Here is a 13,753-nt window from a genome sequence, read left to right as displayed (position 1 = left end):
ATCATTTACTCTTTAAATATTTTAATTAAATAATGAAAGTTTTAGAAACATATCAAAATTTTTACTTCGTTGGAATCGGAGGCATAGGAATGAGTGCATTGGCTCGTTATTTCCATGCTTCGGGTAAAAAAGTTTTGGGCTACGATAAAACCAACACCAAATTGACGACGGCTTTGATGAGCGAAGGAATTGATATTGTTTTTGAAGATGTCATTGATGAAAAAATCACTTCACTTCAGAAAGAAGATACATTAGTAATTTATACTCCTGCGATCAAGGTATTGGGGATTTTAGATTATTTTAATGAAAATCAGTTTGAAGTATTAAAGCGCGCAAAAGTTTTAGGTTTAATTACAGAAAATACAGATTGTATTGCTGTTGCAGGAACGCATGGTAAAACAACAACTTCTACCCTGGTTTCGCACCTTTGTAAAGAAGCAGACTTACCATTCTCATGTTTCTTGGGCGGAATTTCGGAGAATTTTAAATCAAACTTCCTGTACAACGGTTCACAATATTCCGTAGTGGAGGCAGACGAATATGACAGAAGTTTCCTGAACCTTTCTCCGGATTGGGCAGTGATCACTTCTACAGATGCGGATCATTTGGATATTTATGGTGATAAAAGCCATATTGAAGAAGGTTTCAGACAATTTGCTGCTTTGGTTCCGAATGACAGACAGCTTTTTGTAAGAAAAGGAATTGAAATCGGAAGACCTTCTCTGACGTATGCGGTAAATGAAGTAGCCGATTATTACTCAGATAATCTTAGAATGGAAGGAGATAAAAATTATTTTGATTTCCATACTCCAACAGAGACTATTAAAGATTTCATCTGGGAAATTCCCGGTATTCACAATGTTGAAAATGCAACCGTTGCGTTGGCGATTTTAAACAATTTGGGCGTTGATTTCGAAACCTTGAAAAAAGCGATTGCCAATTTTAAAGGAATTAAAAGAAGATATACCAAACACAGATACGAAAACGGGAAAATTTATATTGACGATTACGCGCACCATCCGACAGAAATCAATGCGGTGATGAGCTCAATCCGAACATTTTACCCGGAAAAGAAATTATTGGTAGCCTTTCAGCCGCATCTTTTCAGCAGAACAAGAGATTTTGCAGACGGATTTGCGGAAAGCTTAAGCCAGTCAGATGAATTGATTTTGCTTGATATTTATCCGGCAAGAGAGCTTCAGGAAAACTTTGAAGGCATTACTTCAAGCTGGCTGTTGGATAAAGTGACATTAGAAAAAAAGGAAGTATCTACGTTAAGTGATGCTTTCAATACCATAAAAGAAAAAGATTTTGACATCCTTCTTACAGTAGGCGCAGGAAATATTGATACCCTGTACGATCCTATCTGTGAGTGGCTAAGTAAAAAATAAAAACTCGGAACAGAAAACCCGAAACCCGGAACTCATTTATGAAAAATAAATACAGAATATTAAAAATTGCCATCACAGTAATCATTCTAGGATTTCTGTTGAGTTTCTCTTTGAGAAAATTCAGCGGACAGAAGATTACGGATGATAAGATTTCTGTAAAAATGAGTAACGGTAAAACACTGGTGTATTTCATTGATGAAAAAGACATCCGTGAGATCGTAAAAAAAGAAAATCCTTCCGGAAAAGTCGGGGACCTGAATATTCCGGCTCTGGAAAAGAAGATCAATAATCTTCCGGCTGTTGACAGTGCGAACGTTTATTTGAACTTAAATGGAAAATTAAACTTAGACATCAAACAGAGAGTCCCTATTTTCAGACTGAACAAAGATGGAAGAGACTTTTATGTAGACGAAAAAGGAACCGAGTTTCCTATTTCAAAAACCTATTCACATCCCTGTATGCTGGTAACCGGAGATGTACAGAAAGATGAATATCAACAACTGGCTGAATTGGTTGAAAAAATTGATAAAGATGATTTCAGTAAAAAATACTTTATCGGAATATCCAAAGACCGTAAAGGAAATTACAATCTTCTGACCAGTGAAGGGAATTATAAAGTAGAAATCGGAGACTTAGACAATATTGAATTTAAAGTAAAAGGGTTTAAAGCCTTCGTAGAAAAATATTTGGTCTATCAGGATCCTCAGAAATACAACAAGGTTTCTGTAAAATATCAGAATCAGATTGTCACCACTTTGAACCCTTATTTTAAAGAAAACGACAGTATTCTGAACGTAGGAAACAAAGAACTGGCAAAAGCTTCCACTACGCCACCCGCAGTCAGGAAAACAGTGGAAGTTCTTCCCAAAGCGGCGACAGTAAAGAAACCGAGCTCAACATCTTCAAAACCCAAAGCACCAACCAAGCCCAAGGAAACGAAGAAAACAGAGAAAAAAGCAACGGCCACCAAACCGAAAGCAAAAATTAAAATAGAATAAAAAATCAAATCGATATATACAAAATGGAAAATCAAGAGTATTCAGTAGGTCTGGACATTGGGACAACAAAGATTGTCGCCATTGTCGGAAGGAGGAATGCACACGGGAAAATAGAAGTTCTCGGTGTAGGGAAGGCAAAGAGTCTTGGTGTTCACAAAGGTATTGTGAATAATATTTCGCAAACCATTAATTCAATCAAAGCTGCTGTTTCTGAAGCACAGTCCAGCGCTGGAGTTCCTATCCGTAAAGTAACGGTGGGGATTGCAGGAAAACACATCCGTTCTCTGCAGCACTCCGATTATATTATGCGTGAACATCCGGATAAATTTATTACAGATGACGACATTGAAGCATTAAAAGATCAGGTGAAGAAACTGGTAATGCTTCCTGGAGAAGAAATTATCCATGTACTTCCCCAAGAATATAAAGTAGATTCCGAAGGTGAAATTCAAGAACCTGTCGGAATGCACGGGAAACGTTTAGAAGCCAATTTCCACGTAGTGGTCGGGCAAATGGGAAGCATCCGAAATATTGCGAGATGCGTCCGTGAAGCCGGATTAGAAATGGAAGCCCTTACTTTGGAGCCTTTAGCATCCTCAGAAGCTGTTCTTACAAAAGAAGAAAAAGAAGCAGGAGTAGCGATTGTAGATATTGGTGGTGGTACTACAGATATTGCGATCTTTAAAGACAATATTATCCGTCACACCTGCGTCATTCCTTATGGAGGAGGTATCATTACAGAAGACATAAAAGAAGGCTGTTCAATTATTGAAAAGCATGCCGAGCAATTAAAGGTTAAGTTCGGTTCTGCAGTTCCTGAGTTGGAAAAAGACAGTACCTACGTTACCATTCCCGGACTTCACGGAAGACCGGATAAAGAAATTTCATTAAAAACTCTGGCACAGATCATCAATGCAAGAGTGGAAGAAATTTTGGAAATGGTAAATACAGAGCTAAAAGCTTACGGTGCTTTCGAACAAAAGAAAAAACTGATTGCAGGAATTGTTCTGACAGGTGGTGGTTCAAATCTGAAACATCTTCGTCAATTAGCCAACTACACAACAGGTTTCGATAGCAGAATAGGTTTTGCAAACGAATACATTGCGAACGATAAAAATCAATATCTTAAAGGACCTGAATTTGCAACTTCTATCGGATTATTGATGGAAAGTTTAAAAATCAGAGATAAAAAGATTAATATTGCTGAAGAAGAGCCTGTTTTAGAGCAACCACAGCCGAAAGCAGAACCTGTAGCGGCTCAAACGGAAACAGTACAGCAACCTGTACAGCCCATTGAAGCCGTTCAGAAGCAAGAAGTTGTAACAGAGCAAAACGAAAACAAAAGAGCGGCAAAGCTGACTTTCGGACAGTCGCTTATGGAAAAAGTAAAAAAATTCTTCGAAGAAGTAGAATAAAAATATAAATGGTAGGTGATAAAAAGTAATGATTTATCTATAGTTATCACTCATCAATTATCAACTATTAAAAAAACAGTTATGGAAAATATAGGTACACAAGGATTTTCATTTGATTTACCAAAAGGAAATTCATCGATCATCAAAGTAATCGGTGTAGGAGGCGGTGGAAACAACGCGCTGAAACACATGTACGAGAAAGGAATTCACGGAGTAGATTTCGTGATATGTAATACAGATGCTCAGACATTAGACAATAACCCGGTTGCCAACAAAGTACAGTTGGGAACAACCATTACAGAAGGTCTTGGCGCAGGTGCAGATCCTGAAGTAGGAGAAAAATCGGCTATCGAAAGCATTGAAGACATCAAAGCATCAATGGGACAAAATACCAAAATGGTATTCATCACTGCCGGAATGGGCGGTGGAACCGGAACCGGAGCAGCCCCCGTTATTGCCAAAGTAGCAAAAGACATGGGAATCCTTACCGTAGGAATCGTTACAGTTCCTTTCAGCTTTGAAGGTAAAAGAAGATTAGAACAAGCCGAAAACGGCCTAGATAAATTAAGAAATAATGTTGACTCTTTAATTGTCATCAACAACGATAAATTAAGACAGCAGTTCGGAAACCTTGGATTCAAGCAGGGGTTCTCAAAAGCTGATGAAGTTCTAACAAACGCTGCAAAAGGAATGGCAGAAGTTATTACTGGATACTTTGATGTAAACATTGACTTTAGAGATGCTAAATCTGTGCTTCAAAATTCCGGTACGGCATTGATGTCTACAGGAACCGCTTCAGGCGAAAATAAAGCAGAAGAAGCCGTAAGAAAAGCCCTTGATTCTCCATTGTTGAACGACAACAAAATTACCGGTGCTAAAAATGTACTATTGTTGATCAGAAGTGGTGCAGAAGAAGTAACTATGGACGAGATCGGTATCATCATGGATCATATCCAGAAAGAGGCAGGTCATACTGCTGATATTATTTTCGGGGTTGGAGCTGATGAAGAATTAGGAGATGCGGTAAGCGTTCTTGTGATTGCAACAGGTTTCTCAAACGATGATAAAAAATTTGCAGGACCTACAGAGAAAATCAAAATTAGCTTAAATGACAGTTTTGATACTCCAAAAGAATCACCTTTTAAAACAAGAGAAGAAAGAAAATCTACTCCGGAACAGGATTATAACTTCGGTGGCAAAAATCTTTTCAGATTAGATGACGAAGACAGCAATACTCCACAGTTCGGATCTGCATATCCTGAAAAAAAAATGATTATTGAAGAAGAGGAGACAAGAACTGAAATAAAATTCTCTGATAGAGAAGAAGATACAGTAAATACGCCTACTCAATCTTGGAGAAACGAAGAATTGCAGCAAGAAGAATCATTCAGCCTGTTCTCTTCTGATGAGGAAGAAGGAGAAGATCCGAATGACCTGGAAATTCGGTCATTTTCTTTTGACTTTGAGAAAAAAGATGAGCCTGCAAAAGATTCAATCAGCAACTCTTATTCAGAAGCAAAACCTGTTGAGTTCAGTTTCTTTGTAAACGAATCTGCAAATGAGCCTAAAATCGATTTTGGACAGCCAAAAACAGATTTCCAGACTCCAACCAATGTTGTAGTAGAAGAAACAGCTCCGAAAGTTGAGACATTCTATTTGCCAAAAGAAGAAATTAAAACAACTTTTGAAAATAAAACAGAGGTTGAAGCTCCAAAACCAGCAGAAGAAGAGTTCACGTTTGTGAATAAAGCAATTGATCAGGATAGAATCATTGAAAGAAGAAATAAACTAAAAGAATTCAACTCCCGCTATCAGAGCTTTGACAGCTCAAGCGAGTTTGAATCTGTTCCTGCTTTCAAGAGAAAAAATATCTCTATTGATGGAACCAATGCTTCTGACCAGAACATCAATACTTATCTTTCCGATAATAACGGAAATATGCAGATCAGAGAAAACAGATTTTTAAATAAAGATGTAGACTAAATTTAATTTGAGAATGTGATAATTTGAGAACTTTAAAATTATCAGTTCAGTAGTATTTATTGCATTTTCAAATTATTCCATTTTTAAATTTTCAAATGAATAACATGAGTTTAGAAAATACAATAAACGAAGCTATAAAAACAGCAATGAGAGCCAAAGACAAAGTTGCCTTGGATTCTCTTCGTGCCGTAAAATCTCAGATTCTTCTTTTAAAAACAGAAGCAAGAGGTGCTGAAGTTTCTGCTGAGCAGGAAATTGCTATTCTTCAGAGAATGGTAAAGCAACGTAAAGATTCTTACGATCAGTTTACTGCACAGGGAAGAAATGACCTTGCAGAAGTAGAAGAAGCTCAAAGTAAAATAATTGAGCAGTTTTTACCAAAACAACTTTCCGCAGAAGAACTGGAAGCGGAAATCAAAAAAATTATCGCTGAAACCGGCGCTGAATCTGGAAAAGATTTAGGAAAGGTAATGGGAGTAGCATCAAAAGCATTAGCTGGAAAATCTGACGGAAAAAGTATTTCCGAGATGGCTAAAAAGTTACTTTCATAAAGCATGATTGATACATTATAACCGTGTTTGATCACTATGCATCAGTTATAATGTATTGACTATATTTTTAGGATATTCAACCTTTGCATATCGATTTGATTAAAGAAGCCCGGAACCTAGGTTCTGGGCTTCATTTTGTATTTATAGAAATTATTTCTTTATAAACGGATAACTGTATATTCCTTTAGAATTTTCAATTTTTAAAATATACTTTCCTGTATTGTATTTACCTACGTTAATTTTAACTGAATTAACCTCTTCCGCAGCAATTGTCTCCAATAATTTTCCAGAGATGTCGAATATCGTTAATTTACCCAATTTCTCTTTAGAATCGATCGCTAAAACATCCGTAACAGGATTAGGATAGATTTTAATCTGTTTTTCAAGATTCAGGTCGTTGGTTCCTAAATTAGAATTTACTGTAATGGCAGTGGCAACACTTGTACATCCGTTTACCGTCTGTGTTACATAATAGGTTGTTCCACTTACCACCAAAGTAGTTGCCGGAAGCTGCGTTGTTAAAGCAGAAGAAGAATACCATACAAGATTTTGTCCGCTCACCACAAGATCAGCAAGTGTTGATGTTGACGTTACGGTTTGATTTCCGGCTGCAACTGGAGCTGGAGTTAGAGTTGCCACTGTTACCGTAGTTTGTACCTTACCACTTGCGCAGACTCCTAAAATCGGAGAAACCTTCCAGTTATAGAAAAAATAATAAACAGTGCTGTTATTTGTAGGAGAACTCGCGATCGTTCCTCCTGTAATAGTCCCTAAAGTTCCTATACTGTACGGAAATGTGTTACTTCCCGAATCTCTTCGCATAGAAGGAGAAGATCTTGCCACCAGTTTGTAAGAATTACCTCCTGCTACAGAAAATCCCACAGGAACGGTTACCTGAATAGGTGTCGTTGTAGTTCCACCCGCTGGGATCGTTACGCTTGTCTGTGCTATTTTTACAAAATTGGCATCCAAAAGCTCTAAAGCCAATGTTCCGCCAGCCGAAGCAAAAACATCTACAGACTCTATTAAAAAGTCTGAATTTGTTGTGAAAGCCAATCCCCAAGGAGTACTGGCTGTGGCTACAGCCGCAGAACCTGTACCCGGAGTTGTCTTTCCGCCAATGATCTGTGCTCCCTTCTCGTAATTATAGGCTTCAGTCCAATAAGATGTTGTAGAAGCTAATGTCGGAGTTGTATATGCATTTCCGGCTAATAAAGGCACCGTAGCCGTTGCAGAATCATACCATTTAACTTCAGTTGCCGTAGTATTGGCAACAAGACTGGCTGACGTTGCTGCACATGTTGAAACAGGTGAAACAGTCACAGTGGGTGTTGTACAATTCTGTCCGGAATAAAAAGCTGAAATTAAAACAGGAATCAGATAAGAGAGTTTTTTCATGTAATGAATATAAATTATCTGCAAAATTAATAATTTATAAATAAACCCCCATCAATAAAGGGTTCCGGAAAGCTTCCTTTATATAAAAAAGCCTATAACAAAATGTTACAGACTCTTATTTTATTCCTTTATTAAAATCCGATGTTAATTCTAAAAACATATATACGGATCAAATAAAAGTGAGGGAATTACACTATCAATCAGATTTTTACCTGATAATAATTCTTATATTGTAATTATAAGTTTTTTTTCATGGAAGGTCGTTTTTAGAATCTGTTTCAAAATTAATAAATATTTTCCAATATTAACATATATAAATCAAACATTAATGAAATTTATTATTGTTTTTATACACCCTAATTTTGTTTAATAAATTGAATGATAGTTATTATAAATTAATGAAACATTTAGAAATGTTGTAAATTTGCATAGAATTATAAAAAATAAAAAATGTATCCAACAGATTTAGTAATGCCTATGAAGGCTGAACTTACAGATAAAGGCTTCCAAGATTTGACAACACCAACTCAGGTGGAAGAAGCATTAAAACAATCCGGAACAACTCTATTGGTCATCAATTCCGTTTGCGGATGTGCTGCAGGAGCTGCAAGACCGGGAGTTGTATATTCTTTGACAGGAGATAAAAAGCCTGATCATTTAACAACTGTTTTTGCAGGTTTCGATACCGAAGCTGTAGTAGAAGCAAGAAAACATTTGGCACCATTCCCTCCAAGCTCTCCTTGTGTAGCTTTATTTAAAGACGGAGAATTGGTTCACATGCTGGAAAGACACCACATTGAAGGAAACCCTGCAGGAGCAATCGCTGCCAACCTTCAGGCTGCTTATGATGAGTATTGCTAAGAAACAATAAACTTACCTATCAAACCGTTACAAAATTTGTAGCGGTTTTTTTATTTATCGTCTTAAAAAATTCTTAGGAAATCCAAATATCATTATATTTGTTGAAATGGCAACAAAAGCATTATTCAATACTGTGGTCAACTGGTTCATTCGTCAAAGGATGGATCAGATTCAGAATTTTATGAATCATCCTATTGAGACTCAGAAAGGGATCCTTTTCTCTCAGTTGTTTCATGCAGAAGATACGGAATATGGCAAAAAATATGGGTTCAATTCCATATCAAGCTATCAGGATTTTAAAAATAAAGTCCCGATTGTCACGTATGAAGATTTTGAACCTTATATTGAAAAAGCAAGGCAGGGACAAAAAGATGTAAGCTGGCCGGGATATATTAAATATTTTGCCAAATCATCCGGAACGACCAATGCCAGAAGTAAATTCATTCCTATTTCCGATGAAAGCTTAGAATACTGCCATATGAAGGCGGGAAAAGATATGGTTTCCATTTATGCCAATAACCATCCGGAAAATCAGCTTTTCAACTATAAAAACTTACGATTAGGAGGAAGCTCAGAATTATACGCTGACTTTAACACAAAATTTGGCGATCTGTCTGCTATTTTAATCGATAACCTTCCGTTTTGGGTAGAAATCACCACCACTCCAAGTAAAAAGGTTTCTTTGATGGGCGAATGGGAAAGTAAACTTAAAGCCATTACTTCTGAGGTTAAAAATGAAGATGTAGGAAGTATCTTAGGAGTTCCGAGCTGGATGATGGTTCTTTTACAAAGAGTAGTAAAGGAAACAGATGTTAAAAGCATATCCGAATTATGGCCGAATCTGGAGGTTTTTTTTCACGGAGGAATCAGTTTTAAACCTTATAAAGAGCAGTTCAAACAAATTATAGGCAAAGACATCAACTATTACGAAATATATAATGCCTCTGAAGGCTTTTTCGGCATCCAGGATAAGCCCAATAGTGATGAAATGCTGCTTATGCTTGATTATGGTATTTTCTATGAATTTATCCCTATGGATGAGTTTCATTTTTCGAATCCGAAAGTCGTAAGTCTTGAAGACGTAGAAGTAGGAAAAAACTACGCTATGGTCATTACCACCAATGGGGGACTCTGGAGATACCTCATTGGAGATACCGTTGTATTTACTTCGGTCAATCCTTTCAGGATAAAAATTACAGGAAGAACAAAACATTATATCAATGCTTTTGGAGAAGAGCTCATGATCACCAATGTGGAATCTGCACTTACTAAAGCCTGCGAACTTACTCATGCTAAGATCACCGAATTTACAGGAGCCCCCGTTTTTATGAAAAACAATGAAAGCGGTGCCCACGAATGGATCTTTGAATTCTGCCAGCAACCGGAAAATCTGGAACAGTTTATTGATATTTTTGATAAGCATTTAAAATCAATAAATTCTGACTACGAGGCAAAAAGGTATAATAATATGACCTTAAAAAGACCTATCGTACATATTGCAAAAGAAAACTTATTCTACAACTGGCTGGAATCAAAAGGGAAACTTGGTGGCCAGAATAAAGTCCCAAGATTAAGCAACGACAGAGAATATATCGATCCTTTGCTGGCGATGAATCAATAAAAAAACCGCAGTCATTCTGCGGTTTTTAATTTATTTCTTTAAATCTTCTTTTAGCTTTTTGGCTCCGGATTCTACTTTTTCAGCGCCTTTTGCTGCGGCATCTTTTACATCTTTTCCAACTTCCTGAGCTCCTTGTTTGATATCTTTTCCTACATTATGAATACCTTCTTTAGCTTTCTGAGCTGTATTATCCAGTTTTTCACTGGTTTCTTCTACTTTTTCGTGTACTTCTTTTTTCGTCTCATTGATCTTTGTAGAATCTACCCCTGTAGGAGTTTCAGTAACAGAAGTTGTAGTAGTGGTCACAGATCCGTCCGGATTTTCTACCTGTTCTGTTTTGGTTGTAGATTTAGTACAAGAAACTACTAAAATAGAGATCACGAATGCAGATAAAATTTGTTTTTTCATATATATAATTTTTAGTTTTGTTTTACTTCTGAAGATTCCGGTGCTTTATTTTGTTTCTCTTCATTGGCTTTCTTCTTTTCCTCTTCCTGTTTCTTCTTATTTTCTTTCTCCAGCTCCTCTGCAATACGTTTTTCCTCTGCTTTTAGCTTTAAAGCTTCTTTTATGGAGTCCTGATATTTCTGTGAAGACATTTTTATTTTCATAATCACGGCTTCAGATGTAGCTCCCGCAGAAAAAGAATCTATTGCTGTGGTATCATAGCTAGGTTTCAAGTCCTGTGAATTGTCAACAGATACTGGTTCCTTATTTGAACAGGCACTGAAAATTAATATCAAAAGTATTGCTGAGAAAATATTTTTCATGGAACTAATTTAATAGAAATTCTGCAATTACCGGATAATGATCTGATAATTTCACCGAATGATCTACTTTATAGCTCAATGGAATAATTGATTTTGAACTAAATATATAGTCCAGTCGAAGCGGAACCTTATAATCATGAAAGCTGGTAGAAATACCGTTTCCTGCACTTAGATAGGCATCCTGAAGATCTTTTCCCAAATTGTAATATTCATAAGAATTAGGTACAGAATTGAAATCGCCCGCCAAAATTACGGGATAAGGAGACAAATCAACAACCTTTCTGATTTTTTTGATCTGATTTTCGTGCGCCTGAAACGTAGGAATCATATGGGAAAGAAGCGTATTGAATTTGTTTTCTTTTCCGATATCTGCAAAATTGAACATCCCTTTATTCAGCCTAAATGGTTCCAGATACACATTGACCACACGAATAATTTTCCCGTTGATATCTATATCCGCATAAAAGGAATTTCCTCTCGATTTATCGGTAATAAGCTCTTCCTGTCTTACGATTCTGTGCTTGGTTTTTAAGATCACCGTAGGATATTTCACCATATCTTTTCGTAAGGCTCTATTGGTATCTTTTTCCTGAACCAGAATAATATCCGCATTTTGGGCTCTTATATATTTTTTCACTTTATCCCAGCCAAAATCTCCGTATTTCACATTAAAAGTCAGAACTTTAATATCTCTTATACTTCTGACATTGTCTGTTTTAGGAGAAAAATTGATCCATCTTCGGATCGGATTTAGAAAAACAAGAGTTCCTAAAGCGAACACTAAAGCCAATTTTTTTCTTTTAAAAATCCAGACGATGGTAAATATAATGTAGATTACAATAAGATAGGGAAATGCCAGAGAAAGCAGATTTAAGTTGCCTAGCAAATTAGGCGCAATCCAAGCGTTTCCTAAAGTACATAACAATAGAATAGCTACAAGGATATGGGAAAACAACAATATCTGGTTCGGCTTCATTAAAACGGTGTAATCTATTTGTTTCAACAAAAACCCTACCAATTGAGTTTATTTAACGTTTTTTATGATTTTTAATCTAATTTAAAAGTGGCAATTACAGGGAAGTGATCTGAAATTTGTACTTCATGATCTACTTTGTAAGTTACGGGTTGTATAGATTTAGAGGTAAACATGTAATCAATACGCAGCGGGAATTTAAAGTCATGAAAACTTGTGCCGCTTCCTCTCCCCACTTCTACAAAGACATCCTTAAGACCATCTAAAACATTGTAATATTCATAAGAATTTGGAACGGAGTTAAAATCTCCAGCTACGAATACAGGATAGGGAGACTCTTCTATTTCTTTTTTAATAAGATCGATCTGATCCTGATGGTTTTTAAAATTAATGATCAGCTTTCTCAGAATATTCTTGGTTTTCGCTTCGTCCTCAGATTTATTTCCATTAAGCTTTACCATATCTTTTACAATCCCAAAAGATTCTAAATGCACATTGATGCATCGGTAAATTTTTCCTCGAATATCAATATCAATTGCTTCACATTGTGCCGTGATATCTTTATTCTCTAATCCTTCAAAAAGATTTTTACGATTTACAATTTTATATTTTGAATAAAAAGCGATAACAGGAAACGTATTTTCTCCGGAAAGATTTTTCAAATTAAGTTCCTGATAGCCGTTCTCTTGCAGAAACACCAAATCGGCATTTTGCTCATCCATGTAATTTTGAATTTTATCTATTCCAAATTGCCCCGCTTTCATATTTAAGGTGACAATTTTCAAATTTGATTCTTTTTCTTTTTCCGATGAAAAGTTCACCCATCTTATCACAGGTTTAAAAAACAACAATCCCAATAGCAGAAATACAAAAGCCCGTTTTTTCCAGCTTATCATCCAGAAAAAAGTAAGCAGAATATATATGGTAATTAAAATGGGAAAACCTAATGAAAGTAAATTGAACCACGGAAATACCTTAGGTGGAACCAAGCTGTTCATCAATACTCCCAATAAGAGAATGAATATTCCTAAATGCAGGATGAAAAGAATGAGACGAAAAACTTTCACAGACTGGTTTTAATTAAATCTATACAAATGTTTCCTCCAGATTCTAGCTAAAATCCAACCAACTAAAGCACCACCAACATGAGCAAAATGTGCAATTCCTCCTCCATTCCCCGAAGCTCCTAAATAAATAGAAATAACGATTACGATTGGCAATACATATTTTACTTTCATAGGAATCGGAATAAACATAATTCCAATTTTTGCTTCAGGATATAACGTTGCAAAAGCGGCAATAACCCCGAAAATTGCACCGGAAGCTCCGACCATTCTTCCAAAATAAATTCCAGCTAAATTCTCTTCTGCTTGATTATGAGTCAATGCCGTTTCCGGATTGCTTATTAAAGTATTCAGAAAATCTTTCGCATCAATATTCATTGCCTGAAGTTGTGAAACTAATTGCTGAACTTCAATAAAATTCCAAATATTGTATAAGAAAAAAGCGCCTAATCCACTCAAAAAATACAAAATCAAATACCTCCTTTCTCCTAAACTTTGTTCTAAAATAGGCCCAAAGCTGAACAAAGTCATCATATTAAATAAAATATGCATTAGATTACCATGCATAAACATGTGGGTAATAACCTGCCATGATTTAAAATTAGGAGAAAAAGGATAATATGCTGAAAGAAAATAATCCAGCTGAGGCACAAAATATGCTGCAATAAATACTATAATATTTATAATAATAATATTTCTGGTAATTGGTGGTATGCTATTAAACATCT

The 13,753-nt window shown here is 36.0% G+C and carries 14 protein-coding genes; 8 read left to right on the top strand and 6 right to left on the bottom strand.

Annotated features, from left to right (window positions below; translation table 11 throughout):
• Positions 1-32: 32 nt before the first annotated feature.
• From murC to JI747_RS08560, 5 genes are all read left to right on the top strand, one after another.
• Positions 33-1,391: a UDP-N-acetylmuramate--L-alanine ligase gene (gene murC, locus JI747_RS08580; RefSeq protein WP_225687758.1), complete on the top strand. Its 1,359-nt coding sequence runs from the start codon at positions 33-35 to the stop codon at positions 1,389-1,391.
• Positions 1,392-1,429: 38 nt separating this feature from the next.
• Positions 1,430-2,389 carry a cell division protein FtsQ/DivIB gene (locus JI747_RS08575; RefSeq protein WP_225687757.1) on the top strand — a complete coding sequence of 320 codons (960 nt, stop codon included), beginning with the start codon at positions 1,430-1,432 and terminating at the stop codon, positions 2,387-2,389.
• Positions 2,390-2,412: 23 nt separating this feature from the next.
• Positions 2,413-3,804 (top strand): cell division protein FtsA, encoded by a 1,392-nt coding sequence (ftsA, locus tag JI747_RS08570; RefSeq protein WP_225687756.1) that lies wholly within the window; start codon positions 2,413-2,415, stop codon positions 3,802-3,804.
• Positions 3,805-3,885: 81 nt separating this feature from the next.
• Positions 3,886-5,787 (top strand): cell division protein FtsZ, encoded by a 1,902-nt coding sequence (ftsZ, locus tag JI747_RS08565; RefSeq protein WP_225687755.1) that lies wholly within the window; start codon positions 3,886-3,888, stop codon positions 5,785-5,787.
• A gap of 104 nt (positions 5,788-5,891) precedes the next feature.
• Positions 5,892-6,338 (top strand): GatB/YqeY domain-containing protein, encoded by a 447-nt coding sequence (locus JI747_RS08560; protein ID WP_225687754.1) that lies wholly within the window; start codon positions 5,892-5,894, stop codon positions 6,336-6,338.
• Positions 6,339-6,488: 150 nt separating this feature from the next.
• Here the strand turns inward: JI747_RS08560 and JI747_RS08555 are convergent, their stop codons facing one another.
• Entirely contained in the window at positions 6,489-7,736 is a 1,248-nt protein-coding gene (locus tag JI747_RS08555; protein ID WP_225687753.1) for a T9SS type A sorting domain-containing protein, read from the bottom strand.
• A 450-nt stretch (positions 7,737-8,186) separates the two neighbouring features.
• Here JI747_RS08555 and JI747_RS08550 point away from each other — a divergent pair, with 450 nt between their 5' ends.
• Together JI747_RS08550 and JI747_RS08545 are read left to right on the top strand one after the other, a co-directional pair.
• Positions 8,187-8,597: a BrxA/BrxB family bacilliredoxin gene (locus JI747_RS08550; RefSeq protein WP_105702246.1), complete on the top strand. Its 411-nt coding sequence runs from the start codon at positions 8,187-8,189 to the stop codon at positions 8,595-8,597.
• 106 nt (positions 8,598-8,703) lie between these two features.
• Entirely contained in the window at positions 8,704-10,218 is a 1,515-nt protein-coding gene (locus JI747_RS08545; RefSeq protein ID WP_225687751.1) for a GH3 auxin-responsive promoter family protein, read from the top strand.
• A 30-nt stretch (positions 10,219-10,248) separates the two neighbouring features.
• Here JI747_RS08545 and JI747_RS08540 read toward each other — a convergent pair whose 3' ends face one another.
• The 4 genes from JI747_RS08540 to JI747_RS08525 all read right to left on the bottom strand — a co-directional run bounded on the left by JI747_RS08540 (position 10,249) and on the right by JI747_RS08525 (position 12,725).
• Positions 10,249-10,626 (bottom strand): hypothetical protein, encoded by a 378-nt coding sequence (locus JI747_RS08540; RefSeq protein ID WP_225687749.1) that lies wholly within the window; start codon positions 10,624-10,626, stop codon positions 10,249-10,251.
• 11 nt (positions 10,627-10,637) lie between these two features.
• Positions 10,638-10,988 (bottom strand): hypothetical protein, encoded by a 351-nt coding sequence (locus tag JI747_RS08535; RefSeq protein ID WP_225687747.1) that lies wholly within the window; start codon positions 10,986-10,988, stop codon positions 10,638-10,640.
• A gap of 4 nt (positions 10,989-10,992) precedes the next feature.
• Complete coding sequence (locus JI747_RS08530) at positions 10,993-11,964, bottom strand: endonuclease/exonuclease/phosphatase family protein (RefSeq protein WP_225687745.1); 972 nt, start codon at positions 11,962-11,964, stop codon at positions 10,993-10,995.
• Between the two features lie 71 nt (positions 11,965-12,035).
• Entirely contained in the window at positions 12,036-12,725 is a 690-nt protein-coding gene (locus JI747_RS08525; protein ID WP_225687743.1) for an endonuclease/exonuclease/phosphatase family protein, read from the bottom strand.
• A 7-nt stretch (positions 12,726-12,732) separates the two neighbouring features.
• On the opposite strand from JI747_RS08525, the gene JI747_RS08520 reads away from it, so the two are divergent.
• Complete coding sequence (locus tag JI747_RS08520) at positions 12,733-13,041, top strand: hypothetical protein (protein WP_225687741.1); 309 nt, start codon at positions 12,733-12,735, stop codon at positions 13,039-13,041.
• Here JI747_RS08520 and JI747_RS08515 read toward each other — a convergent pair.
• A complete protein-coding gene (locus tag JI747_RS08515; protein WP_225687739.1) occupies positions 13,038-13,751 on the bottom strand; it encodes a rhomboid family intramembrane serine protease in 714 nt (237 codons plus the stop codon). The two genes, JI747_RS08520 and JI747_RS08515, sit on opposite strands and share 4 nt — an antisense overlap.
• Positions 13,752-13,753 lie beyond the last annotated feature (2 nt).

Source organism: Chryseobacterium tagetis (genome assembly GCF_016735585.2).
In the GTDB taxonomy this organism is placed as follows: domain Bacteria; phylum Bacteroidota; class Bacteroidia; order Flavobacteriales; family Weeksellaceae; genus Chryseobacterium; species Chryseobacterium tagetis.
This window is presented reverse-complemented; position numbering and strand designations above follow the sequence as displayed.

Excerpts from the sequence above, each read along its gene's own strand:
- murC (WP_225687758.1), top strand. The coding sequence starts at position 33 with ATGAAAGTTTTAGAAACATATCAAAATTTTTACTTCGTTGGAATCGGA.
- ftsA (WP_225687756.1), top strand. The coding sequence starts at position 2,413 with ATGGAAAATCAAGAGTATTCAGTAGGTCTGGACATTGGGACAACAAAG.
- ftsZ (WP_225687755.1), top strand. The coding sequence starts at position 3,886 with ATGGAAAATATAGGTACACAAGGATTTTCATTTGATTTACCAAAAGGA.
- JI747_RS08530 (WP_225687745.1), bottom strand. The coding sequence starts at position 11,964 with ATGAAGCCGAACCAGATATTGTTGTTTTCCCATATCCTTGTAGCTATT.
- JI747_RS08525 (WP_225687743.1), bottom strand. The coding sequence starts at position 12,725 with ATGAAAGCGGGGCAATTTGGAATAGATAAAATTCAAAATTACATGGAT.
- JI747_RS08535 (WP_225687747.1), bottom strand. The coding sequence starts at position 10,988 with ATGAAAAATATTTTCTCAGCAATACTTTTGATATTAATTTTCAGTGCC.
- JI747_RS08545 (WP_225687751.1), top strand. The coding sequence starts at position 8,704 with ATGGCAACAAAAGCATTATTCAATACTGTGGTCAACTGGTTCATTCGT.
- JI747_RS08560 (WP_225687754.1), top strand. The coding sequence starts at position 5,892 with ATGAGTTTAGAAAATACAATAAACGAAGCTATAAAAACAGCAATGAGA.
- JI747_RS08515 (WP_225687739.1), bottom strand. The coding sequence starts at position 13,751 with ATGTTTAATAGCATACCACCAATTACCAGAAATATTATTATTATAAAT.
- JI747_RS08550 (WP_105702246.1), top strand. The coding sequence starts at position 8,187 with ATGTATCCAACAGATTTAGTAATGCCTATGAAGGCTGAACTTACAGAT.
- JI747_RS08555 (WP_225687753.1), bottom strand. The coding sequence starts at position 7,736 with ATGAAAAAACTCTCTTATCTGATTCCTGTTTTAATTTCAGCTTTTTAT.
- JI747_RS08575 (WP_225687757.1), top strand. The coding sequence starts at position 1,430 with ATGAAAAATAAATACAGAATATTAAAAATTGCCATCACAGTAATCATT.
- JI747_RS08540 (WP_225687749.1), bottom strand. The coding sequence starts at position 10,626 with ATGAAAAAACAAATTTTATCTGCATTCGTGATCTCTATTTTAGTAGTT.